Origin of the sequence: Pseudaminobacter soli (ex Li et al. 2025) (assembly GCF_029892515.1) — a bacterium.
Lineage (GTDB): Bacteria > Pseudomonadota > Alphaproteobacteria > Rhizobiales > Rhizobiaceae > Pseudaminobacter > Pseudaminobacter soli_A.
Window position 1 is genome coordinate 2158930 of record NZ_JARXVF010000001.1, and the last position, 26388, is coordinate 2185317.

Genomic DNA, 26388 nt, shown 5'->3' on the forward strand with positions numbered 1-26388 from the left:
GAGGCCGATGATCCGCATCCTTTTCTTTCTGCTCGTCGTCTTCCTGCTCGGGCTCGGCTTTGCATGGCTGGCCGACCGCCCCGGCGACATGGTGGTGACCTTCAACGGCTACGAATATGAGGTGAAGCTCATCACCGCCGCCGTTGCCGTCACCGCAATCGCAGCGGCAATCATGCTTTTGTGGTGGCTGACCAAGTCGATCTGGAACAGCCCCTACACGATCGCCCGCTATTTCCGCGTGCGCCGGCGCGATCGCGGCTATCAGGCATTGTCCACCGGCATGATCGCCGCTGGTGCGGGGGATGCTGTGCTGGCGCGCAAGATGAACAAGCAGGCGACAAAGCTGATCCGCTCCGACCAGGAGCCACTGATCCAGCTGCTCGACGCGCAGGCCTCGTTGCTCGAGGGCGACCACGAGGCGGCACGCACCAAGTTCGAAGAGATGCTGGACGATCCCGAGATGCGGCTGCTTGGCCTGCGCGGGCTCTATCTCGAGGCCGAGCGCCTCGGCCACCGCGAAGCGGCCCGCCACTATGCGAGCCGTGCAGCCGATGTCGCGCCGCAGCTTGGCTGGGCGTCGGAATCGACGCTGGAGGAAAAGGTCGAGCATGGCGATTGGGACGGGGCGCTTAAGATCGTCGAGACGCAAAAATCCACCCGCCAGATGGAGCCCGCGGCGGCAAACCGTCGCCGCGCCGTGCTGCTGACAGCCAAGGCAATGTCCATCCTCGATACCGATCTTCCCGCCGCCAAGCAGGCCGCGATCGAGGCCGACCGATTGGCGCCGGGCTTTTCACCGGCTGCTGCGGTCGCCGCGCGCAGCCTGTTCCGGCAGGACGATATCCGCAAGGGCTCCAAAATCCTCGAAACGGCATGGAAGGCCGAGCCGCACCCGGAAATCGCCGACCTCTATATCCGCGCCCGGCCGGCCGATGCGCCGCTGGACCGGTTGGCCCGCGCCGAGCGGCTGCAGTCGCTCAAGCAGAACAATCCCGAATCCTCTCTCGCCGTGGCACGTGCCGCGCTTGAGGCTCGGGAGTACAAGCGCGCGCGCGAGGAGGTCGAGGCGGCCATCCGCATGCGGCCGACCGAGAGCGCCTATCTGCTCTTGGCCGACATCGAGGAGGCCGAGACAGGCGATCAGGGCAGGGTGCGCCAGCTTCTCGGCAAGGCGATGCGCGCGCCGCGCGATCCGGCCTGGGTCGCCGATGGTTTCGCGTCAGAGCGCTGGGCGCCCGCCTCGCCTGTCACCGGCAAGATCGATGCTTTCGAATGGCGGGTGCCGGTCGAAAGACTTGGCCAGCTGATCGAGCAGGATGACGAGCTTTCCGTTTCCTCACGGCCGGCAATCGAGGCGCCGGCAAGGCCAGCGGTCGAAGTGGCGGAGGAGGTCATGGAGATTGCGCCCGAGCCGGTCGGCTCCGCCCCGTCCGAACCTTCCGCAAAGCCGAAGAAAGAGGAAGTCGCCGCCTCACCAATGGCCGATGCCGTGGTCGAGGGCGAGGAAGACAAGCCCGCGCGGCTGCCCGACGATCCGGGCGTAACGCCCGAGGAGCAGGCGGAACAAACGCAAAAGCGGTTCCGTTTGTTCTGACACGCGGCGCACAGGCAGCTGTACCAACAGAGATTTCCATTGCGGCATGCCGTGCCGCAATGGACAGCTGCGGCACGGCGGCGTTAGCTTTGCCGACTCACGGGAAACAGCGATGTTCGAACGCGTTCTTGCTTTTCTGAGGGACCTGCCCGGCATCTCGTCAGGCGCATTGGGTGCCGATGATCCGCGCGTGGCTGCTACCGCGCTGCTCTACCATGTCATGAGCGCCGACGGCCTGCGCCAGGACGTGGAATGGGAGCGGCTGAAGCAGGTCGTGTCCGAGGCCTATGGCGTAAGCGGCGCCGAGCTTGCCGCGCTTCTTGCTGCCGGTGAGAAGGCCGACAGCGAGGCGATCGATCTCTATGCCTTCACCAGTGTCCTCATGCGCCACCTCGACGAGGCAGGGCGGATCGAGTTCATCCGGCTGATGTGGGAAGTTGTCTACGCCGACGACCAGGCGCATGAGCTCGAGGAAAACACGACTTGGCGCGTTGCCGAATTGCTGGGCGTGGACAGGCGCGACCGCATTGCCATGCGCCAGGAGGTCGCCCGGAGGGCGAGCCACGAAGCCGATAGATCTTCCGATGAATAGGGTTTGATGCCGTCCATGTCGCCAGCCCGCCGGCCGAAAATTCTCGTGGTTCTCCATCAGGAAACGTCCAGCCCCGGCCGCGTTGGCCACCAGCTTCTGGAAAACGGTTTTGATCTCGACATCCGGCGGCCGCCGCTCGGCGACCCGCTGCCCGAAACGTTGGAGCACCATGCCGGCGCGGTGGTCTTCGGCGGCCCGATGAGCGCCAATGACAGCGACGAATTCGTTCGCCGCGAAACGGACTGGCTGTCGGTGCCGCTCAAGGAAAAACGGCCATTCCTCGGCATCTGCCTGGGCGCGCAGATGCTGGTCAACCATCTCGGCGGCAAGGTCGCCGGCCATGGCGAGGGCAAGGTCGAGATCGGCTGGTATCCGCTAAAGCCTACCGAGGCCGGCAAGAAGCTGATGCACTGGCCGGAAATGGTCTACCAGTTCCATCGCGAGGGGTTTTCGCTACCCTCGGACGCGACCCTGCTAGCCACCGCCGATACCTATCCGAACCAGGCCTTCCGTTATGGCGAGAACGCCTGGGGCATCCAGTTCCATGGCGAGCTGACGCGTTTGATGATGCACCGCTGGGTGGTGCATGGAGCCCATCGTTTCGAGCTCCCAGGCGCTCAGCCCGGCCGCGACCATCTCGGCGGGCGGCTGATCTGGGACATGCACCTCAAGCGGTGGCTGGTCGATTTTCTGCACCACGTCTTCGGCCAGCCGGTGCGCGACTGATCACGTGGGCTCGTCCGTCAGCGCGATCAGCACGCTGGCAATCGCCGCTCCTGCGGCCAGCCCGATCGTGAATCCCTTGGGCGGGTTGCCGCCCGCAATGCCGATCATCAGTCCTACGAGTGAGCAAACCGCCAGGCACAGAGTGAATTTCAGCGCGCTCATGGCCTTTGGCTCCGGCGCGGTGGCTCCGAACGCCCAAAGGGCATTGCTCGTCCGCTCGCCGGGACTGTGCTGTTCTTCTTCATGATACGGCTGACGGCATGGGTGACCAGGGCCTGAATAAGGACTCGCATCGCCAAACTCCTCCTCTTGATCCTGCGATTTGCGGGTTTGAAAAGCAGGCGCCAATGGGTGCCTGCAGAACGATGGCCGGACTAAGCGACAGCCATCGGCAGTATTGGGTGGATAAGACGCCAACCGCCTTAGGGTTCCCATTCGCCATTTCAAGGTTAGTTCGGAGATGAGGCCGGACTGGCTCGGCCATCGGCTTCCGTTCATCGTCGAATCGAGAAGCTGCTTGAAGCAGGAGTGTCCTATTTGCGGCCTTGTGCCAGCACGGCAATGGGCGGAAGCTAACGCTATCGTTGTGTGCCGATCGATCGGTTGTAGTCGGCTTGGAAGGCGTCCTTGGCTGCCACTGATCACGGGCGACCAAGTTCCGCTGCCGCGGGTCGATGAACGCTGCAGGGAGGAGAAGCCAGTGCTGGAAGACTTTTTCGGCCTTAAGCAACAAGGGACATCGGTACGCATCGAGGTGATCGCCGGCATCACCACGTTCCTGACGATGTCCTACATCATCTTCGTCAACCCCGAGATCCTGTCGTCGACGGGGATGGACCGCAACGCGGTCTTCGTCGCCACCTGTCTGGCGGCCGCGCTCGGTTCGTTGATCATGGCGCTGTTGCCGAGGTGGCCGATTGCCATGGCTCCCGGCATGGGGCTCAACGCCTTCTTTGCCTTTACCGTAGTCGGCGTCATGGGCTTCACCTGGCAGCAGGCGCTGGGCTGCGTCTTCATCTCGGGCGTGATCTTCCTGATCCTGACCATCAGCGGCATACGAAGCTGGCTGATCGAAGGCATACCGCATTCGATGCGCAGCGCCGTTGCCGCCGGTATCGGTCTCTTCCTTGCGATCGTCGCGCTGAAGAGTTCCGGCATCGTCGTCGCCAGCGAAGCCACCTACGTAGCGCTGGGCGATCTGACGAAGACCGGACCGCTCCTGGCCATACTTGGCTTCTTCATCATTGCAGCGCTCGACGGGCTCGGGGTGCGAGGCGCTATCCTCATCGGCATCCTCGTCATCACCGCCCTGTCGATAGCTCTCGGTGTCAGCCAGTTCAGCGGGATCGTTTCCATGCCGCCGAGCATCGCGCCGACCTTCCTGCATCTCGATATCCTCGGCGCCCTGCACAGCGGGCTCGCGCATGTCATCCTGGTCTTCGTGCTGGTCGAGGTGTTCGATGCCACCGGCACGCTGATCGGCGTCGCCAAGCGCGCGGGGCTGATCCCGGAGGGCAAGCCCAACCGGCTTGGCCGTGCCCTGCTTGCCGACAGCACCGCGATCGTTGCCGGCTCGCTGCTGGGCACCAGCAGCACCACCGCCTATGTCGAAAGCGCTTCGGGCGTGCAGGCGGGCGGCCGCACTGGGCTCACCGCTTTGGTGGTTGCGGTCCTGTTTATCGCGGCCCTGTTTTTCTCGCCGTTGGCGGGTGCCGTTTCGGTCTATGCCACCAGCCCGGCACTGCTCTATGTGGCGTGCCTGATGCTGCGCGAAGTGGTCGATGTGGAATGGGCCGACGTGACGGAGGCGACGCCGGCGGCGCTGACCGCGCTGATGATGCCCTTCACCTATTCGATCGCCAACGGCCTCGCCTTCGGCTTTATCAGCTATGCCGTGCTGAAGACGCTGACCGGTCGTCCGGCCCAGGTTCATCCGGCGACCTGGCTGGTGGCGGCGCTGTTCGTCATAAGGTTTGCGCTGGAGTGATCGGCACGGCAGGCAGACGCGCGTCGTCGATTCAAGAAAAAGGGCTGCGTGAGGCAGCCCTTTTTGTCAGTCCAATGAACTGATTTTATTCCGTGATGGTATATTCGCCGAGTTCGCAGAGGTCCTGCGTGTCGGTGGTCGTGTCCAGATCCGAATCCTCGGTGAACTCGAACCTCATGTCATACTTGCAGGTCCGGCGGCCGTCGGCGATCGTGACGCGCACGGTTTCGCCCGGCTTCAGCACGTCCTGACCGAGAACATCCTCTTCCCATTCGTTCACGCTGACCGGGGAGGTGTAGAAACGCGTCATGACGGAATTCGTCCCGTTCTTGAGCGTGAAAACCAGATCGTCCGCGCTAGCGCTGCCCACCGAAACAAAACCTGCCGCCGCAAAAACCGCGGCAAACTTCCAAAAACCCATAATATTCCCCTGCTCTTGGCCCGAAATTGGGCCGGGTGATTTATATGCTGACGCTGCGTGAATACAGTGTGAATGGAGAAGACAAGACTGTACGCGAACGCGGATTTTGTTTCCGGCGCCAAGTCGTTCGAGTTTTATGGGAAGAATTAATCCGCTGGTGGAGCTGAGGAGGATCGAACTCCTGACCTCGTCATTGCGAACGACGCGCTCTCCCAGCTGAGCTACAGCCCCAGTCAGCGGATGGGCCGTTTTTATTGTTGCGCCGGTTTCCTGTCAAGGGAGTGATGAAGCCGCAAGCGACCGGGACTTGCCGCGTGAGCGTCCAGCCGCTACATGTCGCCAATTCAACGGAGAATGGCATGATCGCCCTCATTCAGACCCTGGTTCTGGCGCTGGATATCTACTGGTGGATTATCATCGGCGCAGCCATCTTCTCGTGGCTCTATGCGTTCAATGTCGTCAACTCGCGCAACCAGCTCGTCGGCGCGATCGGCAATTTTCTCTTCCGGGCCACGGAACCGGTCCTCGCACCCATCCGTCGCGTCTTGCCCGACCTCGGCGGCATCGACATTTCGCCCATCATCGTATTGCTGATCATCTTCTTCCTGCGCCAGTTCCTGCTGACCACGGTGGTGCAGCTCGTCCTCTGACGCACGCTTCGTGAGCGGCTTTTACCGAGCCCATGACAAGGGCGTCGACATCCATGTGCGGCTGACGCCGCGCTCGTCGAAGGATGCGGTCGAAGGTATCGAAACAGCTTCCGACGGGCGCAGCCATCTTGTCGCCCGTGTGCGTGCCGTGCCGGAAAAGGGTGGGGCTAACACCGCACTCGAAAAACTGCTGGCCGGCTGGCTCGGGGTCGCACGCAGCGATGTCTCGGTCGTGGCCGGCGGCACCTCGCGGTTGAAGACGGTGCGCGTGGCGGGCAGCGGGGCCGAACTGGCCGTCCGGCTTGACGAGTTGGCAAAGCGCGCGCCAGGCTGATCCGCTGCGCCGGCAATCGCGCAAAGAAAAAGGCCGTCTCCGAGGAGACGGCCCGATATCCGGACGATCCGAGTGTGATCAGCCCTGCTGCGCGTTGTAGCGCTCGATGGCATCCAGGATCATCTTCTTGGCGTGGGCCGAATCTTTCCAGCCGCCGATCTTCACCCACTTGCCGGGTTCCAGGTCCTTGTAGTGCTCGAAGAAGTGCTGGACCTGCTGCAGCGTGATTTCCGGCAGCTGGTTGTACTCGGTAACGTTCTCGTAGCGGCGGGTGATGTGCGCCGACGGCACCGCGATCACCTTCTCGTCCTCGCCGGCATTGTCTTCCATCACCAGCACGCCGATCGGGCGCACGCTGATGACGCAGCCGGGAACCAGCGCGCGCGTGTTGCAGACCAGAACGTCGATCGGGTCGCCGTCGCCCGAAAGCGTGTGGGGGACGAAGCCGTAATTGCCGGGATAGCGCATCGGCGTGTAGAGGAAGCGGTCGACGAAGAGCGTGCCGGCGTCCTTGTCCATTTCGTACTTGATCGGTTCGCCGCCAACCGGAACCTCGATGATGACGTTGACGTCTTCGGGCGGGTTCTTGCCCGTGGGTATTGCTTCGATGCGCATGTCCGCAAGGTCTCCTTTTCGGCGCAGGAAATAGCCGTCGCGAGCGCATCACGCAACAGCGGCAAGCTGTCCTGGTGCCTCAACTATTGCGTTTTTTCGGATATTTCCGGTGAGTTCAGTCCCAGACGAAGGCGATCTTGCGCAACGCCTTCTGGTCGAAGACCTCGACGCCTTCGGCAACATCGCGTCCGCCGGCGCCGGCATAGAAGGCCAACGCATTTTCGTTTTCCTCAAGCGCCCAGACGACCAGCCCCTTCAGCCCATGAGCGGCCAGCTTTTCGCGCGCGGCGGTAAACAGGCGGCTGCCCAGGCCGACGCCCTGGTATTCAGGCCGAAGATAGAGCTCGTAGATCTCGCCCTGTTGCGGCAGTTCGCGCGCGCGGTTTCTGCCTACGGTGGCATAACCGGCGATCTTGCCGCCGATCTCCACGACCAGAACCGTCGCTGCGCGTTGGATCGCATTGGCCCACCACGCGCTGCCACGCCGGTTGATCATCGCCGTCAGCGCCCGATGCGGGATGATTCCCGAATAGGCGCCCTGCCAGGCCAGGTGGTGCACGTCGGCGATCTCCTCGGCGTCGCGCGGCACGGCCCTACGTATGTCGATAGTCAACGTGTTCATGGTTCGTTAACCATAAACTCCGCGCCGTGGTCAGGCAAGCAGCCGTTGGCGGCTCGCGAGCTTTTGACCGGCGCTCAGATCTCCACGACGTGGTCGTCGAGTTCGTTGACGTTGTCAGCTCCAGCCGGGAAATGGGTGGCCAAAAGCCCGCCGACCGAACCGATCGCAACGACGAAGCCGTCAGCCAGCCGGTCTTCGCTGGCATGGGCGATCAGGTCGCGAATCACGCCATCCCACGCATGCTGCGGCACGTGCTGGTTGATCCCGCTGTCGGCGACCACCGAGGCGTAGCGCTCGGCCAGCGAAACGAAGATGAGCACGCCCGTGCGGTTCGTGGTGATGTGGACGTTGCGGGCGATGAACTGCTTCAGCGCATTGTCATGGGCGCGGCGATAGCGCAGCCGGCGCGGCACGAACCACAAGCGCGACGCTGGCACAAACCAGAGCAGGGCAAGCGCGGCGAGGGCGGCCAGAAGCTGCGCGGCGACGAAAACCGGCAGGCGCAGGCTGATCCACCAATATTCAAGCGCCAGCGCCACAGGCAGGCTGAGGAGCAGGATCGCGCCCAGCAGGAAACAGGCAGCGGGGAAGAAATAGCTGCCGCTTGAGCGGGCGACGACGCAGTAGATTTCGCCCGAAGTCTTGCTTTCGGCCTCCCGGACCGCATTGGCGATGCGTGCATGTTCATCGAGTTTCATGCCGTGTTGAGGTTTCGCCATTCACCAGCTCCCCGAAGATCCGCCGCCGCCGGAGGAACCCCCACCGCCGGAAAAGCCCCCACCGCCAGACCAGCCGCCACCGCCGCCGGACCAGCCGCCGCCACCGCCCATCCAGCGGCCGCCGGAACCGCGGTTGTTGTAGTTGAAGTCCATGCCGAGCCAATGGTAGCGGCCGGGCGCGATCTTGTGGCCGAACATGCGCGGCAGGACGGCCATGGCGAAGCCGCCAAAAAACAGCCAGGCCCAGATCAGGAGGAACACCACGGCGATATAGTTGACCGGCTCGGATTGGCTCTGCTGGTTGCGCTTGGCGCGCGCCTCCAGCTCCGCTGCGTTGCCGTTCAGCACCATCATGATGTCATCGACGGCCTTGGTGATGCCTCCGGAAAAGTCGCCGGCCCGAAATGCCGGCACCATGTCGTTTTCGATGATCAGGCGCGAATGGAGGTCCGTCAGCGTGCCTTCGAGGCCGTAGCCGACCTCGATGCGCATCTTGCGGTCTTCCTTGGCCACCAGAAGCAGGATGCCGTTGTTCTCGCTGGTCTGGCCCAGCTTCCAGGCGCGGAACAGGCGGTTGGCGTAGGGCTCGATCGCCTCGCCGTCGAGGCTGTTGATGGTGGCGACGACGATCTGGTCGGAGGACTTTTTCTCGTAGTCGGCCAGCTTCTGTTCCAGCGCTGCCCGATCAGACGGGGTCAGCATGCCGGCATTGTCGACCACACGGCCCGTCAGCGCCGGCAGCTCCGCGGCCAAGGCCACGGAGGCGACGAGCGCGAACAGGAGCAATCCGGCAAGGCGCAACATGCTCTTCAGGCCGCCGGTCAAAGATGGCTGCGCAATCGTGTTCAAGCGTCGCCTCTTAGCGTTTTCCCCGCGCATCCTAAGCCAAAACGCTCTTCCCAAGTCAAACTTAGTTGAAGTTTACCTTCGGCGCTTGGAGCTTGTCTTCTGGCACGGTGAAGTTCGGAAGCGGCTGGGCGTCGGTGAACCACAATTTCGCCCAGAGGATCGAGGGGAAGGTCCTCAGCGTGGTATTGTAGACCCTGACCGCCTCAATGTAGTCGCGCCGGGCGACGGCGATGCGGTTTTCGGTGCCCTCGAGCTGCGCCTGAAGAGCGAGGAAGTTCTGGTTGGCCTTCAGTTCCGGATAGTTCTCGACCACGGCCAGCAGGCGCGAAAGTGCGCTGGTCAGATTGGCCTGGCTGTCCTGGAACGCCTTGAACTTTGCCGGATCGTTGAGAACGTCCGGGGGCAGCGTCATCTGGGTCGCCTTGGCGCGCGCCTCGACCACGGCGTCGAGCGTTTCCTTTTCGTGCGAGGCGTAGCCCTTGACCGTCTCGACCAGGTTGGGGATCAGGTCGGCGCGGCGCTGGTACTGGTTCAGCACCTCGCTCCATGCCGCCTTGGCTTTTTCCTCTTGGGTCGGAATGGTGTTGTAGCCGCAAGCGGACAGAAGCGGCAGGACAAACGCCATCAGCAGGAAGGCCGGCAGCAGGCGAAGGGAGGGAAACGGGAGAGTGCGCTGGGCAGACATTTCAATTCCCCTGGTTCATTGATGAACGACTGATAACTAGCACAGTCTCGCGTCAAGGAAATGGGCGGTGCCGGCCGGCGCCGTTTGCGCTGTCATTGCGGTCATCGAGCGGTTAGACTTGCGGGCTAAACGAGGTCCGGATCTTGGTCGATCGCGACAGGGACAGAGCCGCCGAATCGCGGCGCATCTTGGAGCGCATTTCGCGCGAGGCGCATGCGGGCGACGCGTCGCTGGTGTCGCGCGCCGCGAAGCGGGCCCGCGACCACGTGTCGGCGACGGACGCCGACGGGGATGACTGGATCGAACAATGGGGCACGCGGATCGGCCGCGTGCTCGGACTGGCAATCTGCGCAGGACTGCTCGTCTGGCTGGTGATGTTCTTGCTGCGGGGCGCTTAACTCCCATGACTTCCGAAAATCCCGACGCGCCGCGTGCGGTCATCGTCATCTCCAGCCATGTCGCGCGCGGCTCGGTGGGCAATCGTGCCGCGGTGTTTGCGCTTGAGACGCTTGGCCATCCGGTCTGGGCGGTGCCGACCGTAATCCTGCCCTGGCATCCCGGCCATGGCCGCGCCACGCGCATCGTGCCGGATCCGGATCAGTTTTCGGCCCTGATGAAGGATCTCGAAAATGCGCCCTGGCTGGGTGAAGTCGCCGGCGTGCTTTCGGGCTATCTAGGCGACGCCAGCCAGGCGGCGGCCGTCGCTTCGCTGGTGAAGGCGGTGCGGGCGAAGAACCCCGACGCGCTCTATGTCTGCGACCCGGTGATGGGCGATTTCGGCGGGCTTTATGTCCCCGAAGCGCTAGCGGTGGCGCTGCGCGACACGCTGTTGCCGCTGGCCGATATCGCAACCCCCAACCGCTATGAGCTGGAATGGATCGTCGGCGAAAAAGGGCTCGACGACCAGCGCGCGGTGATGGAGGCGGCCACGCGCGCCGGTCCGCCCAACATGCTGATTACGTCGGCCCCGGCGATGATGGCCGGCAGCACCGCCAATCTGCTGGTGACGCCGACAGCCGCCTTCCTCGCCGAACATCGCATGGTTGATCGTCCGCCGAATGGGCTGGGCGATCTCACCGGCGCGGTGTTCCTCGCGCGGCTGCTCTCGGGCCAGTCGATGGAGGCTGCGCTGCAATCCACTACCGCCGCCGTGTTCGAAATCCTGGCTCGCACCTCCAAGCGCGGCGGCGACGAGCTGCAGCTCGAAACCGACGCGCAGAGCCTGTCGAACCCCATGGCCATGGTCCAGATGCGCCGCCTGTTGCGGCCGGGGCGAGACAAGCGGGCGTGAGCGAGCGGCAAGCCGCGCGGACCATTGCCGGCGCTGACGGCTGCAAGGCCGGATGGATCGCGGTGTGGCGCCATCCCGGCGAGGCGCCCGAGACCGGTGTTTTCGCGACCTTTGCCGATCTGATGGCTTTCCTGCCGCCGAACACTATGATCGCGGTGGACATGCCCATCGGCCTGCCGGAATTTTCAGGGCATGGCGGGCGCGGGCCCGAAGCGCTGGTGCGCCCGCTGCTCGGCGAGCGGCAATCGAGCGTCTTCTCGATCCCTTCGCGTGCCGCGCTCTATGCGGACACGGCAGAATTCACCACGCTCGACGCCTGGTATGAGGCACACCGCAGAGCCAGCGAGGTCGCAGGCGCCACCTCCAATCCGCGGCGCGCCATCTCCATTCAGGCCTTCGGCATATTTCCGAAGATCCGGGAGCTGGATGGATTGCTGCGGACTCGGCCGGAACTCAAGGGCCGCATCATCGAATCCCATCCCGAAGTGGCGTTCTGGGCGCTGAACGGCCGGCGTGCGATGGCCTTGCCCAAGAAGATCAAGGGGCGCGTCAATCCGGCCGGCATGGCCGAGCGCAAGGCCCTTCTGGCGGATCGGGGCCTGCTACGCAGCTTTCTCGATCGCGCGCCGCCGCCGGGTGCTGCGGAGGACGACTTTCTCGACGCGGCGGCTGTCATGCTGGTCGCGGAGCGCTTTTCGCGTGGCGAAGCGATGTGTTTCCCGGATCCGCCTGGTGCCGACGCACACGGCCTGCCGGTCGCAATTTGGGCGTGATCGGAGCGGGTTTTTGCAATTTCGTTGATCGAAGGCGGCTTTGGCCTTATTGCGTGGGTCATGACCCATCTGCCCGAAAAGCTGCTCGACGGTTATCGCAACTTTATGAGCGGCCAATTCCAGGCCCAGACCGAGCGCTACAAGCAGCTGGCGCGCGAGGGGCAGTCCCCGGAAACGCTCGTCATCGCCTGCTGCGATTCGCGCGCCGCGCCCGAAACCATCTTTGACGCCGGGCCGGGCGAGCTGTTTGTGGTGCGCAATGTTGCCAACCTCGTGCCGCCCTACGCACCGGATGGCGAATTTCATGCGACCTCGGCCGCGCTCGAATTTGCGGTGCAGGCGCTCAAGGTCAAGAACATCGTGGTGATGGGGCATGGCCGTTGCGGCGGCATCAAGGCCGCGCTCGACACCGAGGCTGCGCCGCTATCGCCGGGCGATTTCATCGGCCGCTGGATGAGCCTTCTGTCGCCCGCCACCGAGGCGGTGGTCAACAACACGATGATGACCGCCACAGAGCGCCAGACCTCGCTGGAGCGCATCTCGATCCGCTACTCGCTGGCCAATCTCAGGACATTTCCCTGTGTGAAGATCCTGGAGGAAAAGGGTCGGCTGACGCTCCACGGCGCCTGGTTCGACATCTCGACCGGCGAGCTTTGGGTCATGAACAAGGAAACGGGCGACTTCGAGCGACCCGAGACTCTGTAACTCTTAACGGTGCCGTGTCACCAGGATCGCCGGCTCGGGCAGGCGGCGCCAGATCGTCCATGACGTAATGGCGATCAGCCCCATGGTCGGGATGATCGTCGCCATCGCAGTGACGGGATCGCCGATAAGTGCTGCGCATGCGCCGCCGAGCAGGCCAGCGCCCATCTGGAAAAAGCCCATCATGGCCGAGGCGGCCCCGGCATTCTTGGGGAAGGGCGCCATGGCCGCCGTGCTCGTCGCCGGCATGACGAAGGCGATGCCAAAAGCATAGACGCCGACCGGCAACATCACGCCCAGAAAACTTGGCTCGAGAAGCCGCAAGCCCAGCGCCAGGGCCAGGCTGGCTGTGCCGATGCAGATCAGCCCGGCGGGAACCAGGCGGAAGGCGCCGAAGCGGCCGATCACCATACGCACGGCTACCGCCCCGCCAAGATAGCTCAGGGACTGGATCAGCATCGCCGCGCCGAACTGAGGCGGCGTCAGGCCAATTCGTTCCATCAGGATGAAGGGCAGCACACTGGCCTGCGCATAGATCGCGCCGGCGGAACCGGCGATCGCGAGGCTTGCCAGCGTGAAATAGGGCGTCGACAGGATCGTGCGGTAGCTGTGCAGCAGCGCGCGCGGCTGCAGGCGCGACGGGTCTCGCAACACCGTCTCGCGCATGACGAACAGCGCCACCAGCACGATCAGGCTGCCCATGCCGACCATCAGCAGGAAGATGGCATGCCAGCCGAACAGCTGCATGGTGAAGCCGCCGAGCGTGGGCGAGATTGCGGGGCCGATGGCGAGGATGATGCCGATGAGGTTCATGATGCGCGCCGAGCGCTCATGGGTGAAGAGGTCGCGCACCAGCGCGCGCGACACCGCAACGCCCACCGCCGCGCCCGCGCCCTGCAGGAAGCGCGCCGCGATCAGCAGTTCGATGGTCGGCGAAAGCAGCGCAAAGACGCTGCCGGCCAGATAAATTGCCATGAAGGCAATCGTCACCGGCCGCCGCCCGAAGGCATCCGACAGCGGGCCGCAGACGAGCTGGGCGAAGGCGAAGCCGCCGAAATAGAGCGACAAGGTCATCTTCACCGCCGCGGGCGTCGTGCCGAAGGCGTGCACGATCTGAGGCATCGCGGGCGTGAACAGCGCCATGGAAATGGGCCCGATGGCAGCCATCAGGCCGCCGATCAGCGCAACGCGGCGCTCGCTCATCACGGGAGCCGCCGCGAGGGTGGACTGCATGTTCATTCAGGCGTGCTTTCCTTGGCGGCCAGTTCGGATTTTGCGGCCGACAGCGTGGCACGCACGGTCTTGAGAAGCTCGAGCAGGCGGTCCCACTCGTCCGGGGCGATGCCGAGCGAGGCGTCGGTGCGCAGCGCGGCGCTTATGGGCGCCATGCGCTCCAGCATGTCGCCCGCTTTCTCGGTGACATGGACGAGTTTGGCGCGGCGGTCGGTCGGATCTGGCTGCCGTTCGATCAGCCCCTGTGCCTCCAGGCGGTCGAGCGTCGCGCTCAGCGTCATCGCTTCGACGCCCATGCGCTCGGCCAGCACGTTCTGGCGCACCACTCCGGCGCGGGCGGCATGCGAAAGCGTGCGCCCTTCTGCGGCGGTCACGCCAAGCCCGGCTTCGCTGATGCGCCGGTCCATCTCGGCACGAATCAGCCGCGCCACGTCGGTGACGAGAAAGCCAAAGCTGTCCGGGTTCACCTTGTAGGGCAATAGTAAGTTTCCCTTATTATCAGGTGTCCTTAGGAAATGGCCCTGTCGGCGTCAAGAGTTGCACAGGGCAGGTCGCCGCCTTACATCGGTCGGGGTTGCCCGTTTGCAACGGCACCCGACCCGCCAGACCATCCGCCACGAGAAAGAGCTGCCGATGTCCTCCGAAACCACCGTCGATCTCAAAAGCAATCCGCTGACGCTGTGGAGCGGGCCGCTCGGCCTGCCGGATTTCTCGCGCATCGGCGATGGCGATTTCGCCCCGGTATTCGCGGTGGCGCTGAAGGCGCATGACGCCGAGATCAAGGCGATCGCCGAAAACCCGGAAAAGCCGACGATCGAAAACACGCTGGCCGCGCTGGAGCTTTCGGGCGATGCGCTGGACCGTGTCTCGGCGATCTTCTGGTGCCGGGCAGGTGCCCACACCAACAAGACCATCCAGGCGCTGGAGCGCGACATCTCGCCGAAGATGGCGCGGCATTATTCGGCGATCTCGATGAACGCCAAGCTCTTTGCCCGCCTCGACGATCTCTACCAGCGCCGCGACGCGCTCGGCCTCGATGCCGAGACGCTGCGGGTTCTTGAAAAGACATGGAAGGGATTTGTCCGCGCCGGCGCGAGGCTCGACGAGGAAGGCAAGAAGCGGCTGGCGTCGATCAACGAGGAGCTTGCCGGCCTTGGCGCCCATTTCGGCCAGAACGTGCTGGCCGACGAGGCCGACTGGGCAATGTTCCTCGATGAGGGCGACCTTGCCGGCCTGCCGGAATTCGTCAAGAGCGCCATGGCGCAGGCCGCCGAGGCGCGCGGCCAGAAGGGGCGCTATGCGGTGACGCTGTCGCGCTCCATCTACGAGCCGTTTACGACCTTCTCCGAGCGTCGCGACCTGCGCGAAAAGGCGTACAAGGCCTTCATCATGCGCGGGGAGAACGGCGGCGTCACCGACAATAGCGAGATCGTTGCAAAGACGCTGGCGCTGCGCGCCGAAAAGGCCAAGCTGCTCGGCTACGAAAGCTACGCGGCGCTGAAGCTCGACGACACCATGGCCAAGACGCCGTCGGCCGTGATGGCGCTGCTTGAGCCCGTCTGGGACAAGGCGCGTGAGAAGGCGGCAGCCGACGAGACGGAACTGCAGCGCATCGCGGCTGCTTCCGGCTCCAACGACAAGCTCGCCGCCTGGGACTGGCGCTACTACCAGGAAAAACTCCGCGCCGAAAAGTATGCCTTCGACGAGGCGGAGCTGAAGCCTTACCTCCAGCTCGAGCGCGTCATCGATGCCTGCTTCGACGTGGCGACCCGTCTGTTCGGCGTCACCTTCGTGGAAAAGAAGGGCATTCCGGCCTGGCATCCGGATGTGCGGGTCTTCGAGGTGAAGAATGCCGATGGCAGCCACCGCGCTTTGTTCCTGGCCGATTATTTCGCGCGCGCCTCGAAGCGTTCGGGCGCGTGGATGAGCTCGCTGCAGTCCGGCTACAAGCTCGGCAAGGGCTCCAGCCCCATCATCTACAACATCATGAATTTCGCGAAGCCCGCCGAAGGTGAGCCCGCTCTGCTTTCGCTGGACGAGGCCAAGACGCTGTTCCACGAATTCGGCCATGCGCTGCACGGCATGCTGACCAATGTCACCTGGCCGTCGGTCTCAGGCACTTCGGTGTCGCGCGATTTCGTCGAACTGCCCTCGCAGCTCTATGAGCACTGGCTGACTGTGCCGCAGGTGTTGGAAAAGCATGCGCTGCACTTCAAGACAGGCAAGCCGATGCCCAAGGAACTGCTCGACAAGATGCTTGCGGCAAAGACCTTTGGCGCAGGCTTTGCCACGGTCGAGTTCGCGGCATCCGCGCTGGTCGACATGGCCTATCACGCGCGCGGCGATGCTCCGAAGCAGCCGCTCGCCTTCGAGGCCGAGACGCTGAAGGCGCTCCACATGCCCGACACAATCGCCATGCGCCACCGCACGCCGCATTTCCAGCACGTGTTCTCGGGCGAGGGCTATTCGGCCGGCTACTACTCCTACATGTGGTCGGAGGTGCTCGATGCCGATGCCTTCGCAGCCTTCGAGGAAACCGGCAACGCCTTCGATCCGGCCATGGCCGAGCGGCTGCGCAAATACATCTATTCGGCAGGCGGTTCGGCCGATCCGGAAGAGCTCTACACGCATTTCCGCGGCAAGATGCCGACGCCGGACGCGATGATGGAAAAGCGCGGGCTGGTCTGAGGACTCCGTCCTCTCATTCTGCCCTCCCGACTTTCTTTGACAGTCAGCGGCCCGTTTCTTAGGGCCGTTTTGCCTGTGCCCCTTTCGCATTTGCGAAAAACCATGTAAGAGCGCGCGCAAGTCAAACGCGGGGCGTGCCGACGGCTGGTCCTGCCAAACCTCCTCGGAACCCATATGAAACTCCGTAATATCGCGATCATCGCGCACGTCGACCATGGTAAAACGACCCTGGTCGATGCGCTCCTGAAGCAATCCGGCTCCGTGCGCGAGAACCAGCGCGTGGCAGAACGCGTGATGGACTCGGGCGATATCGAAAAGGAACGCGGCATCACCATTCTGGCCAAGGCCACCTCGGTCGAATGGAAAGACACCCGCATCAATATCGTCGACACCCCCGGCCACGCCGACTTCGGCGGTGAAGTCGAACGCATCCTCAACATGGTCGACGGCGCCATCGTGCTGGTCGACGCCGCCGAAGGCCCGATGCCGCAGACCAAGTTCGTGGTCGGCAAGGCGCTCAAGGTCGGCCTCAAGCCGATCGTGGCGATCAACAAGATCGACCGTCCGGACGCCCGCCACACCGAAGTCATCAACGAGGTGTTCGACCTCTTTGCGGCTCTCGATGCCACCGACGAACAGCTCGACTTCCCGATCCTCTATGGCTCGGGCCGCGACGGCTGGATGGCTGCCAACCCGGAAGGCCCGAAGGACCAGGGCCTCGCCCCGATGTTCGACCTGGTGCTCGACCATGTGCCGGAGCCCAAGGTCGCCGAAGGCCCGTTCCGCATGATCGGCACCATCCTGGAAGCCAATCCGTTCCTCGGCCGCATCATCACCGGCCGCATCGAGGCCGGCACGCTGAAGCCGAACCAGCCGGTCAAGGTTCTGCACCATGACGGCTCGCTGCTGGAAAACGGCCGCGTCTCGAAGATCCTCGCCTTCCGCGGCATCGATCGCCAGCCGATCGACGAAGCGCATGCCGGCGACATCGTCGCCATTGCCGGCCTCTCCAAGGGCACGGTTGCTGACACCTTCTGCGACCCGAGCGTCTCGGAGGCGATGGCCGCCCAGCCGATCGATCCGCCGACCGTCACCATGTCCTTCCTGATCAACGACTCGCCGCTCGCCGGCACCGAAGGCGACAAGGTCACCAGCCGCGTCATCCGGGACCGCCTGTTCAAGGAAGCGGAAGGCAATGTCGCGCTGAAGATCGAGGAATCGGCCGACAAGGACTCGTTCTACGTCTCCGGCCGTGGCGAACTGCAGCTTGCCGTGCTCATCGAAACCATGCGCCGCGAAGGTTTCGAGCTTGCCGTGTCGCGTCCGCGCGTCGTCATGCAGAAGGACGAGAACGGTCAGCTTATGGAGCCGATCGAGGAAGTCGTCATCGACGTCGATGAGGAGCATGCCGGCGTCGTCGTGCAGAAGATGTCGGAGCGCAAGGCCGACATGACCGAGCTGCGCCCCTCCGGCGGCAATCGCCAGCGCCTCGTCTTCCATGCCCCGACCCGCGGCCTCATCGGCTACCAGTCGGAACTGCTCACCGACACGCGCGGTACGGCGGTGATGAACCGTCTGTTCCACGCCTACGAGCCCTATAAGGGCGAGCTGCCGGGCCGCATCAACGGCGTGCTGATCTCCAACGATCAGGGCGAAGCGGTGGCCTATGCGCTGTTCAACCTCGAAGATCGCGGCCCGATGGTCATCGACGCCGGTGTGAAGGTCTACCAGGGCATGATCATCGGCATCCACAGCCGCGACAACGACCTAGAGGTCAATGTGCTCAAGGGCAAGAAGCTCACCAACATCCGCGCCGCTGGCAAGGATGAGGCGGTGAAGCTGACGCCTCCGATCCGCATGACGCTGGAACGCGCGCTTTCCTGGATCCAGGACGACGAGCTGGTCGAAGTGACGCCGAAGTCGATCCGCCTGCGCAAGCTCTATCTCGACCCGAACGAGCGCAAGCGTTTTGAAAAGGCCAAGGTCGGCGCTGCGTGAAGCTTTGAGGGCGGGGATTTCCCCGCCCTTTTCATTTGGCGGGGCGGGATAGCCGGCGCGCTTCGTCCCGCCCTCGTGGTTCGAGGCTCGCTACGCTCGCACCTCACCATGAGGGCTTCTGTCGGCGCCTACCGCTCTCCTGAGTTGGCGTCGCCGCGCCCACCTCTTGAGTTGAGGGTGTCGCCTCGCCAACGTCCCTCATCCTGAGGTGCTCGCCCGCAGGGCGAGCCTCGAAGGACGCACCTATTCATTGCCACGCCCGGTTATCACCGTCTGGCTATTTCAAAGAACGCTCTCTTTCGAGAACTGGGAAGACGGGCGGTCGTCGGACACGCTCATCTAAGTAAATCTTGCGGCCCTTCGACCGCCCGTTCGATGCTCTTGCCCCGCTCAGTCGCCTCCACATTCGCGTGGCCAGCCGCCGCAAAGGCCCGGACTTGGGGGTTCATCACCCAGCAGCGCTACCGCAGCGCCACCAGCCCGGACATCGTCGCCCTCCACGCTCATCCGGTTCATGACCCGTGTTCCCGGTGAGGCCGATGCCACGGAGTATGCGGGAGGCGGAAAGGTGGGGGATGAAAGGGGCGGAGATTTTCTTTCGGGGCGAATGATTTCAATGAGTTGGCGTTGATCGGTCTTTGAGTTTATCCACGCCGTATCATGCGACAGGCTCTTTCTGTACCGCCGCGGCAGCTTCAATCGATCGGCATGGATCCCCGGGTCCTACGCACTTCGCTGCGCTCGTGCTCCGGCCCGAGGATGACGAAATGGGGTGGCGTTCCCACTTCGTCCACGTCGAGGATGACGAAGAGGGGGCGGGCCGGCGGCGGGCGGCGCGGGTGCCGCCGCTTGCCGCGCGTTAGGCCTTCGGCAACTCGATGGGGAATATGTAATTTCTCGTGAATGTGACGCCGCAATTCCGTCGTCTGGAAGGCGTCATCTTGGGGTCGTAGTGATGAATGAGTGACAGCCTACGCCGCGGTAAAGCAATTATCGCTATGCCCGCGAACGGCGTGTCGCTAAACAGGCGTCATCTGCTACGATAGCTGTAGCTGCACTGCATGGGTTGGGGAGAGTTTCAGCACCATGGCAACCAAAACCACCACCGCCACCAACAAGTCATCTCAGTCAGTGAAAGCCGTCGAAAGGCCGGGCAGGCTTGCCGACTATCTGCTGGCGCGGGCGCCATCCGAGGACGTCGCCGACTATGACGCATCCGTCCTGAAGCGGTCGGCGGAACTGGCCGAACGCGCCGTCGCTGGCCACCACAAGGGCGAGACGGTGATCGCAATCGACCGCGATCCGGAGATCAAGCTCGAGGGCCGGCAGCTGACGGCGGTCACCGTCGTCAACGACAACATGCCCTTCCTGTTCGACTCGATCCTGGGCGAGATCAACGACAGCGTCGGCGAGGCCACGCTGGTCACCCACCCGGTGGTGCTGGTGCGGCACGGCAAGGACGGTGTGGAGGAAGTGCTGGGCGAAAGCGGCGCGCACAAGCAGGATGACCGCGGCGCCGACCGGCTGAGCGTGGTGCATGTCCATATCCGGGCGCTGAGCGACGAGCAGGCAGCCGGCCTCGAGGAGCGGCTGCGCAATGTGCTGTCGCAGGTGCATGCCGCCGTTGCCGACTGGAAGCCGATGCTGGCCCGGCTCGACCAGGCGATCACGCAATTCCGCTATGGCGAGACGCCGCTGGAGAAGGATGCTGTGGCCGAGGCGATTGCCTTCCTCGAATGGCTGCGCGACGACAATTTTACCTTCCTCGGCATGCGCGAGTTCCACTACACGGGCGGCGAGAAGACCGGCACGCTGGACCGCGCCGGCAAGCCCGGCCTCGGCATCCTCGCCAACGCCGACGTGCTGGTGCTGCGGCGCGACGCCGACGGCGACAACATCACCACGCCCGAAATCCGCGCCTTCCTGCACGGACCCGAGCCGCTGATCGTCACCAAGGCGAACGGCAAGTCGGTGGTGCACCGCCGCGCCTATCTCGACTACATCGGCGTGAAAACCTATGACGAGAAGGGCCGGCTGGCCGGCGAGCTGCGCATCGTGGGCCTGTTCACCTCCACCGCCTATACGCGCTCGGTGATGAAGATCCCCTATCTGCGCTCCAAGGCGCAGACCGTGCTCGACGCTTCCGGCTTCGACCGCGCCGACCATTCCGGCAAGGCGCTCATCAACGTGCTGGAAGGCTATCCGCGCGACGAGCTGTTTCAGACCTCGATCCCGACGCTGAGCAAGAACGCCGAGGCCATTCTTGGCCTGATCGAGCGGCCGCGCGTGCGCGCCCTCGTGCGCGTCGACCAGTTCGATCGCTTCGTCTCGGTGCTCGTTTTCGTGCCGCGCGATCGCTACGATTCGGACGTGCGCGAGAAGATCGGCACCTATCTGAAAACCGTGTTCGAGGGCCGGCTGTCGGCCTACTATCCGGCCTTCCCCGAGGGTGGGCTGACGCGCATTCACTTCATCATCGGCCGTTCGGGCGGCAAGACGCCTGAGGTCGCGCAAGGCACGATCGAGGCAGCGATCCGCGACATCGTGCGGACCTGGGAGGACGCGCTGGCGGAAGCCGAGGCGGCATCCGGTGCCGACGCTGGGCTCGCCAAGATGGCCAACCGCTTCCCCGAAAGCTATCGCAACAGCTTTACGCCCGAACAGGCGCTGGCCGACGCGCGCCAGATCGTCACGATCAGCGCCGACAACCCGATCGCCATCGATTTCTATCGCGATCATGGCCAGACGCCCGAACAGGCTTCGCTGAAGATCTACCACCACGGCGCGCCGGTGGCGCTGTCGCGGCGCGTCCCGATCCTGGAAAACGCTGGCTTCCGCGTCATCAGCGAGCGCACCTTCGAGGTGCGCGATGGCGCTGCGGGCTCGGTGTTCATCCACGACATGGAGCTGGAGAACGGCTTCAACAAGCCGATCGACCTTTCCGACGACGACGGCGCGCTGTTCGACGAGGTGTTCCTGTCGGTGTGGCGCGGCGATGCCGACAATGACGGGTACAATGCGCTGGCGCAGACGGCTGCACTGCCGTCCTCCGCAATCGGCATTTTGCGCGCCTATGGCCGCTATTTGCAGCAGGCTGGCATTCCGCAGAGCCAGGACTTCATTGCCGCAGCGCTCAACCGCTACCCGCAGATCGCACGCGCCCTGTTCGAGCTGTTCGTTGCCCACTTCGACCCGGCCGTGAAGGACGGCGAGGTGACGGCGATGCATCTCAAGGCGTCGATCAAGGATGCGCTGGAGCAGGTGCCGAACATCGACGACGACACCATCATCCGCCGCTACCTGAACCTCATCGAGGCTTCGGTTCGCACCAGTCATTTCGTGGCTGGTACGAAGGAAAAGGGCCAGTCGCTGGCGATCAAGCTCGATTCGCGTGCCATCGACGGACTGCCCGAGCCGCGGCCGTGGCGCGAGATCTTCGTCTACGGCCCCGAGGTCGAGGGCGTGCATCTGCGCTTCGGCTCCGTCGCACGCGGCGGCCTGCGCTGGTCCGACCGGGCGCAGGACTACCGCACCGAGGTGCTGGGTCTCGTCAAGGCGCAGCAGGTGAAGAACGCGGTCATCGTGCCGGTGGGCGCCAAGGGCGGCTTCTATCCAAAACGCCTGCCCGTGGGCGGCAGCCGCGACGCGGTGTTCGAGGCCGGCAAGGCCGCTTACATCAACTTCATCTCCAGCATGCTTTCGGTGACCGACAACATCGAGGGCGGCCATGTCGTGCCGCCGGTGGGTGTGACGCGCCGCGACGGCGACGACCCCTATTTCGTCGTTGCCGCCGACAAGGGCACGGCCACCTTCTCGGACACCGCCAACGGCATCAGCGAGGCGCATGGCTTCTGGCTGGACGACGCCTTCGCGTCGGGCGGTTCAGCCGGCTATGACCACAAGAAGATGGGCATCACCGCGCGCGGCGCCTGGGAGGCGGTGAAGCGGCATTTCCGCGAGATGAACCGCGATATCCAGACCTCGCCCTTCACGACGGTGGGCGTGGGCGACATGTCGGGCGACGTGTTCGGCAACGGCATGCTGCTTTCCGAGCAGACGAAGCTCATCGCCGCCTTTGACCATCGCGACATCTTCATCGATCCCGATCCGGACATGGCGGCTTCCTTTGCCGAGCGCAAGCGCATGTTCGCGCTGCCGCGCTCGAGCTGGCAGGACTATGACAAGACCAAGCTGTCGGCGGGCGGCATCATCGTCTCGCGCAACCAGAAGTCGGTGACGCTGCCGGCAGCGGCGGCGAAGGCCATCGGCCTTGCCAAGACCACCGCCTCGCCTACCGAGATCATCAACGCCATCCTCAAGGCGGATGTGGACCTCATGTGGTTCGGCGGCATCGGCACCTATCTGCGCGCCACCGGCGAGACCAACCAGGAAGTCGGCGACCGCGCCAACGACGCCATCCGCGTCACGGCGGCGGAAGTGCGCGCCAAGGTGATCGGCGAGGGCGCGAACCTCGGCGTCACCCAGCGCGCGCGCATCGAGTTCGGCCTGCTCGGCGGCCGCTGCAACTCCGACGCCATCGACAATTCGGCGGGCGTGAATTCGTCGGACGTCGAGGTCAACATCAAGATCGCGCTGGCCTCGGCCATGCGTAAGGGGGCACTGACCCGGCCCGCACGCAACAAGCTGCTGGCCGAGATGACCGACGAAGTGGGCGAGCTGGTGCTGTCCAACAACTACCAGCAGCCGTTGGCGCTGTCCTTGCAGCAGAAGCGCGGCCTGGCCGACATCGCCCATCAGGGCAGGTTCATGAGCGCGCTGGAGACGCGCGGCCTGCTCGACCGCGCGGTCGAGTTCCTGCCGTCGGCGGCGGCCCTGGCCGAACGCGAAGCGCGTGGCGAGCCACTCACCCGGGCCGAGCTCGGCGTGCTTCTCGCCTACGCAAAAATCGTGCTGTTCTCCGACATCGTCGGCAGCGACCTTCTGGACGATCCGCATTTCGAGCGCGACCTGATGGGGTACTTCCCCGAGCGGATGGCGAAGAAATATGCGGACGAGATCAAGGGCCACCGGCTGCGCCGCGAGATCATCGCGCGGGTGCTCGCCAACGACGTGGTCAATCGCGGCGGTCCGTCCTTCGTCAACCGGCTGCAGGAGGCCACCGGCCGCAGCGCGGCGGATGTGGTGCGCGCCTTCGTGGTGGTGCGGGCGGGCTTCGACCTGCCAGCGGTCTATCGCGAGATCGACGCGCTCGACAACCGCATCGACGGGCAGCTGCAGATCGACCTCTACCAGTCGGTCGGTCGGCTGATCTTCGTCGCCACCAACTGGTATCTGCGCAATGCCGCCGGCGAAGGCCCGATCGACCAGGAGATCGCAGCACTCTCCGAAGCGCGGCGGGCGCTGGAGCCCAAGCTGGCCGAACTGCTGCCGGCCTTCAACAAGGCACGCCTGGCCGACCGCCGCGGCGGTTTTGTCGCTGCCGGCGCGCCCGAAGGACTGGCCGAGCGGCTGGCGCTGGCCGACATCGCCGAGCTGATCCCGGACATCTCGCTGGTGGCGCAGGCCGCCAAGTCCGATATCGCAACGGCCGCCAAGGCTTTCTTCGCGGTCAGCGATGCGTTCCGCATCGCGCGCATGGAGGATGCGGCCCGGGCCATCACGCCATCCGACTACTATGACGAGCTGGCGCTTTCGCGCGCTACCGACACTATCGATGCCGCAAGACGCGGCATTGCGGTGGCGGCGCTGGCCGGCTTCGGCAAGTCGGCCGATCCGGTGGCGGCCTGGCTGGAGGCTGGCGGCGAACGCGTCACGCGCATCCGCGAGCGGCTGCAGGGGCTGACCGAGGGCGGCGACATCACCGTGTCGCGGCTGTCGGTGGCTTCCGGGCTGATGAGCGACCTGACGGGGGCATGAGACGCTGAACGTGTCTCAGCTCGCCTGACTAGCACATGAAGAAACGGCGGACTGGATGGGGGAGTTGCTCGTCCAGTCCACGCCTTCAAAGCGGCCCTGAACACGTCCGATGGTCGGTTGCGGCCGCCGATGGCTTGGCGCCCATCGCACCCTCGCTCTCCGATGGGTGCGTACTTTTTCTTGCAATCGACGCGAGACTGATCGTTCATTTTTGTGCGCATGGCGTGTCTTGAATAGACACCCGACCGGTCTTACCTTGCTTAAAATGCGTCCTCAAAGCGCTTTGGAAGCGGTTTTGCATAGCCATTGCTAAGCCATTGATCTGCCGTCCGATATCCGAAATTTCCGAGCGCGAAATGCGAGCTAAGGCGTCGGCATGTGACATTCCATGTCCGATCGAAAGCAAAATTTAACCATAATTGTCCATCCTTTCTCCATCACTCGTTCAAAGGGGACAAGCCGAAAGTCTCGCATTTGAGGTCGCTAGTCGACCTTGAGCCCTTGCGGGGGTTACCGGTTTGGTTACGCGTTAGTGAGTAAGACAGTTCGTACACAATCCTTGCGCCGTCTTGTGCGCCCGTTGCTGATTACCTGCTTTGGCACCGCTTTTGCCGGCATGACCTTGTGGTCGGTTGCCGGCATGGTGTCGGTAAGCAGCAGCTCTCTCGCCCTCGGCTCGAGCCCCTTCCAGGCCCAGCCGCAGTTCTACTCGGCCAAGAGCATGCAGGCGCTTTTGTCGGATGAGCAAGCCAAGACCGGCAAGTCGCCGAGGCTGCCCGCCGCGGCAGCGCGGGCCTTCGTGGCCGCGAGGCTGAACCCGATTGAAGCGGATCTCGCCCTCCATGGCGACATTCTCGGAACCGCCGATGCAGGCGGCGCCGCATTACGCTTCGATGACGTCGTCAAGCAGGCCGCGCTGACACCTGAAAAACTCGCCGGCCTGTTCACCGGTTCCAATGCCAAAAAGTCGCACCGCCCGGCCGCTGCAAAAGCCGCCGCGCCCGCCGGAGGCCGGTCGGCCTTGATGGCCGCGGCGCCGGTCAACCAGCCGCAGCATATGCTGGCCTATGCCGATCCCACTCCGGGCGGAGCGGCTGGTGCTGCCTTGTCGGCCTTGCTGACGCCTCCGGCGACAGAGGACCTCGCTTCGCAGCAGCAGGAACTCGACATGGACGATGCCGCAGCTGGCCTGCCCGTCTATGAGGACACGCCGTCCGCCGGCCCGATGCCGCAGCTTCGCCCGGGTGGCGAGCAGGCTCCCAAGAAGGCCGCCGAGGCGGAGAAGCCCGCCGCTCGCCAGCCCGAAGAGGCGGCAGCGCCGAAGAGCGACGACACCAAGAAGGCCGATGAAGCTGAAGCGCCGAAGAAGCAGCTCGCCTCTGCGCGTCCGGATTATCCGGAGGACAGGTCGACAGGCGGTGGCATCGGCCAGAGGCTGCGCAACATGTTCGGCGGCACCACCAAGCCCGGACACGGCGTGGCCGTCTACGACATCAGCGCTGCGAAGGTCTACATGCCCGACGGCAGCGTGCTCGAGGCGCATTCCGGCGTCGGCAAGATGGCCGACGACCCGCGCTATGTGAACGTCAAGATGAACGGGCCGACGCCGCCGCACACCTATAATCTCAAGATGCGTGAAGCGCGCTTCCATGGCGTCGAGGCAATCCGCATGCTGCCCGCCGACGGCAAGAACAAGTATGGCCGCGACGGATTCCTCACCCACAGCTACCTGCTGCGCGGGCGCCAGGCACAGTCGCACGGCTGCGTCGCCTTCAAGGACTACAAGCGTTTCCTCGCCGCGTTCAAGGCGGGCAAGGTCAAGCAGATCATCGTGGTGCCGAACGGCGGCCAGGAAACCATGCGCCTTGCTTCCAACGGCAAGAGCGCCTGAGCTCCAGGAGCATGATCCCGAAAAGTTGCAGACTTTTCGGATAAGGTCATGCTTCAAAACAAAATCTTAGAGTGAGATGACGATCCAAGGGACAGTCATCTCTCTCTCTTTAGAAGCGGTGGAACGCTCCAGCCCTGAACC

The 26388-nt window shown here is 64.2% G+C and carries 23 protein-coding genes and 1 tRNA gene; 14 read left to right on the forward strand and 10 right to left on the reverse strand.

The annotated features are described in order from the left end of the window. Window positions 1-7: 7 nt before the first annotated feature. The 3 genes from M2281_RS10350 (at window position 8) to M2281_RS10360 (ending at window position 2912) form a co-directional block, all read left to right on the forward strand. Complete coding sequence (locus M2281_RS10350) at window positions 8-1594, forward strand: heme biosynthesis protein HemY (RefSeq protein ID WP_280820971.1); 1587 nt, start codon at window positions 8-10, stop codon at window positions 1592-1594. Window positions 1595-1706: 112 nt separating this feature from the next. Beyond that, window positions 1707-2186, forward strand: a complete 480-nt coding sequence (locus tag M2281_RS10355; RefSeq protein WP_280820972.1) for a TerB family tellurite resistance protein — start codon at window positions 1707-1709, stop codon at window positions 2184-2186. Window positions 2187-2192: 6 nt separating this feature from the next. Beyond that, entirely contained in the window at window positions 2193-2912 is a 720-nt protein-coding gene (locus tag M2281_RS10360) for a glutamine amidotransferase (protein WP_280820973.1), read from the forward strand. Here M2281_RS10360 and M2281_RS10365 read toward each other — a convergent pair whose 3' ends face one another. Next, window positions 2913-3074, reverse strand: a complete 162-nt coding sequence (locus tag M2281_RS10365; RefSeq protein WP_280820974.1) for a hypothetical protein — start codon at window positions 3072-3074, stop codon at window positions 2913-2915. A gap of 538 nt (window positions 3075-3612) precedes the next feature. Between M2281_RS10365 and M2281_RS10370 the strand changes: the two genes are divergently transcribed. Beyond that, a complete protein-coding gene (locus M2281_RS10370; protein ID WP_280820975.1) occupies window positions 3613-4899 on the forward strand; it encodes an NCS2 family permease in 1287 nt (428 codons plus the stop codon). A gap of 85 nt (window positions 4900-4984) precedes the next feature. Here the strand turns inward: M2281_RS10370 and M2281_RS10375 are convergent, their stop codons facing one another. Together M2281_RS10375 and M2281_RS10380 are read right to left on the reverse strand one after the other, a co-directional pair. Continuing rightward, window positions 4985-5320 (reverse strand): hypothetical protein, encoded by a 336-nt coding sequence (locus M2281_RS10375; RefSeq protein WP_280820976.1) that lies wholly within the window; start codon window positions 5318-5320, stop codon window positions 4985-4987. Window positions 5321-5475: 155 nt separating this feature from the next. Beyond that, a tRNA-Ala gene (locus tag M2281_RS10380) sits at window positions 5476-5551 on the reverse strand. A 128-nt stretch (window positions 5552-5679) separates the two neighbouring features. Between M2281_RS10380 and M2281_RS10385 the strand changes: the two genes are divergently transcribed. Together M2281_RS10385 and M2281_RS10390 are read left to right on the forward strand one after the other, a co-directional pair. Then, entirely contained in the window at window positions 5680-5970 is a 291-nt protein-coding gene (locus tag M2281_RS10385) for a YggT family protein (protein ID WP_106723187.1), read from the forward strand. 10 nt (window positions 5971-5980) lie between these two features. Further along, complete coding sequence (locus tag M2281_RS10390) at window positions 5981-6304, forward strand: DUF167 family protein (RefSeq protein WP_280820977.1); 324 nt, start codon at window positions 5981-5983, stop codon at window positions 6302-6304. Between the two features lie 78 nt (window positions 6305-6382). On the opposite strand, the gene ppa is transcribed toward M2281_RS10390, so the two are convergent. From ppa to M2281_RS10415, 5 genes are all read right to left on the reverse strand, one after another. Continuing rightward, window positions 6383-6919, reverse strand: a complete 537-nt coding sequence (gene ppa / locus M2281_RS10395; protein ID WP_280820978.1) for an inorganic diphosphatase — start codon at window positions 6917-6919, stop codon at window positions 6383-6385. A 115-nt stretch (window positions 6920-7034) separates the two neighbouring features. Further along, entirely contained in the window at window positions 7035-7541 is a 507-nt protein-coding gene (locus tag M2281_RS10400; RefSeq protein ID WP_280820979.1) for a GNAT family N-acetyltransferase, read from the reverse strand. A 74-nt stretch (window positions 7542-7615) separates the two neighbouring features. Then, complete coding sequence (locus tag M2281_RS10405; protein ID WP_280820980.1) at window positions 7616-8260, reverse strand: TPM domain-containing protein; 645 nt, start codon at window positions 8258-8260, stop codon at window positions 7616-7618. Beyond that, window positions 8261-9064, reverse strand: coding sequence for a TPM domain-containing protein (locus M2281_RS10410; RefSeq protein WP_280821175.1), 804 nt, complete (start codon window positions 9062-9064; stop codon window positions 8261-8263). Between the two features lie 106 nt (window positions 9065-9170). Beyond that, window positions 9171-9734, reverse strand: a complete 564-nt coding sequence (locus M2281_RS10415; protein WP_280821176.1) for a LemA family protein — start codon at window positions 9732-9734, stop codon at window positions 9171-9173. Window positions 9735-9937: 203 nt separating this feature from the next. Between M2281_RS10415 and M2281_RS10420 the strand changes: the two genes are divergently transcribed. The 4 genes from M2281_RS10420 to M2281_RS10435 are packed head-to-tail and all read left to right on the forward strand — an operon-like array spanning window position 9938 to window position 12563. After that, entirely contained in the window at window positions 9938-10192 is a 255-nt protein-coding gene (locus M2281_RS10420) for a hypothetical protein (protein ID WP_280820981.1), read from the forward strand. A 5-nt stretch (window positions 10193-10197) separates the two neighbouring features. Beyond that, window positions 10198-11085 (forward strand): pyridoxal kinase PdxY, encoded by an 888-nt coding sequence (pdxY, locus tag M2281_RS10425; protein WP_280820982.1) that lies wholly within the window; start codon window positions 10198-10200, stop codon window positions 11083-11085. Further along, window positions 11082-11858, forward strand: a complete 777-nt coding sequence (locus M2281_RS10430; RefSeq protein WP_280820983.1) for a DUF429 domain-containing protein — start codon at window positions 11082-11084, stop codon at window positions 11856-11858. The genes pdxY and M2281_RS10430 overlap by 4 nt, the downstream gene beginning before the upstream one ends. A 60-nt stretch (window positions 11859-11918) precedes the next feature. Next, on the forward strand, window positions 11919-12563 hold the full coding sequence (locus tag M2281_RS10435) for a carbonic anhydrase (protein WP_280820984.1): 645 nt from the start codon (window positions 11919-11921) through the stop codon (window positions 12561-12563). A gap of 3 nt (window positions 12564-12566) precedes the next feature. Here the strand turns inward: M2281_RS10435 and M2281_RS10440 are convergent, their stop codons facing one another. Beyond that, window positions 12567-13799, reverse strand: a complete 1233-nt coding sequence (locus tag M2281_RS10440; RefSeq protein ID WP_280820985.1) for a multidrug effflux MFS transporter — start codon at window positions 13797-13799, stop codon at window positions 12567-12569. After that, window positions 13796-14272, reverse strand: a complete 477-nt coding sequence (locus M2281_RS10445; RefSeq protein ID WP_280820986.1) for a MarR family winged helix-turn-helix transcriptional regulator — start codon at window positions 14270-14272, stop codon at window positions 13796-13798. The genes M2281_RS10440 and M2281_RS10445 overlap by 4 nt, the downstream gene beginning before the upstream one ends. A 154-nt stretch (window positions 14273-14426) precedes the next feature. Between M2281_RS10445 and M2281_RS10450 the strand changes: the two genes are divergently transcribed. From M2281_RS10450 to M2281_RS10465, 4 genes are all read left to right on the forward strand, one after another. After that, complete coding sequence (locus M2281_RS10450) at window positions 14427-16481, forward strand: M3 family metallopeptidase (protein ID WP_280820987.1); 2055 nt, start codon at window positions 14427-14429, stop codon at window positions 16479-16481. Window positions 16482-16655: 174 nt separating this feature from the next. Then, window positions 16656-18479 (forward strand): translational GTPase TypA, encoded by a 1824-nt coding sequence (typA, locus tag M2281_RS10455; RefSeq protein WP_280820988.1) that lies wholly within the window; start codon window positions 16656-16658, stop codon window positions 18477-18479. Window positions 18480-19565: 1086 nt separating this feature from the next. Beyond that, window positions 19566-24356, forward strand: coding sequence for an NAD-glutamate dehydrogenase (locus tag M2281_RS10460; RefSeq protein WP_280820989.1), 4791 nt, complete (start codon window positions 19566-19568; stop codon window positions 24354-24356). Between the two features lie 532 nt (window positions 24357-24888). Then, window positions 24889-26247: a DUF2778 domain-containing protein gene (locus M2281_RS10465; RefSeq protein WP_280820990.1), complete on the forward strand. Its 1359-nt coding sequence runs from the start codon at window positions 24889-24891 to the stop codon at window positions 26245-26247. Window positions 26248-26388: the final 141 nt, after the last annotated feature.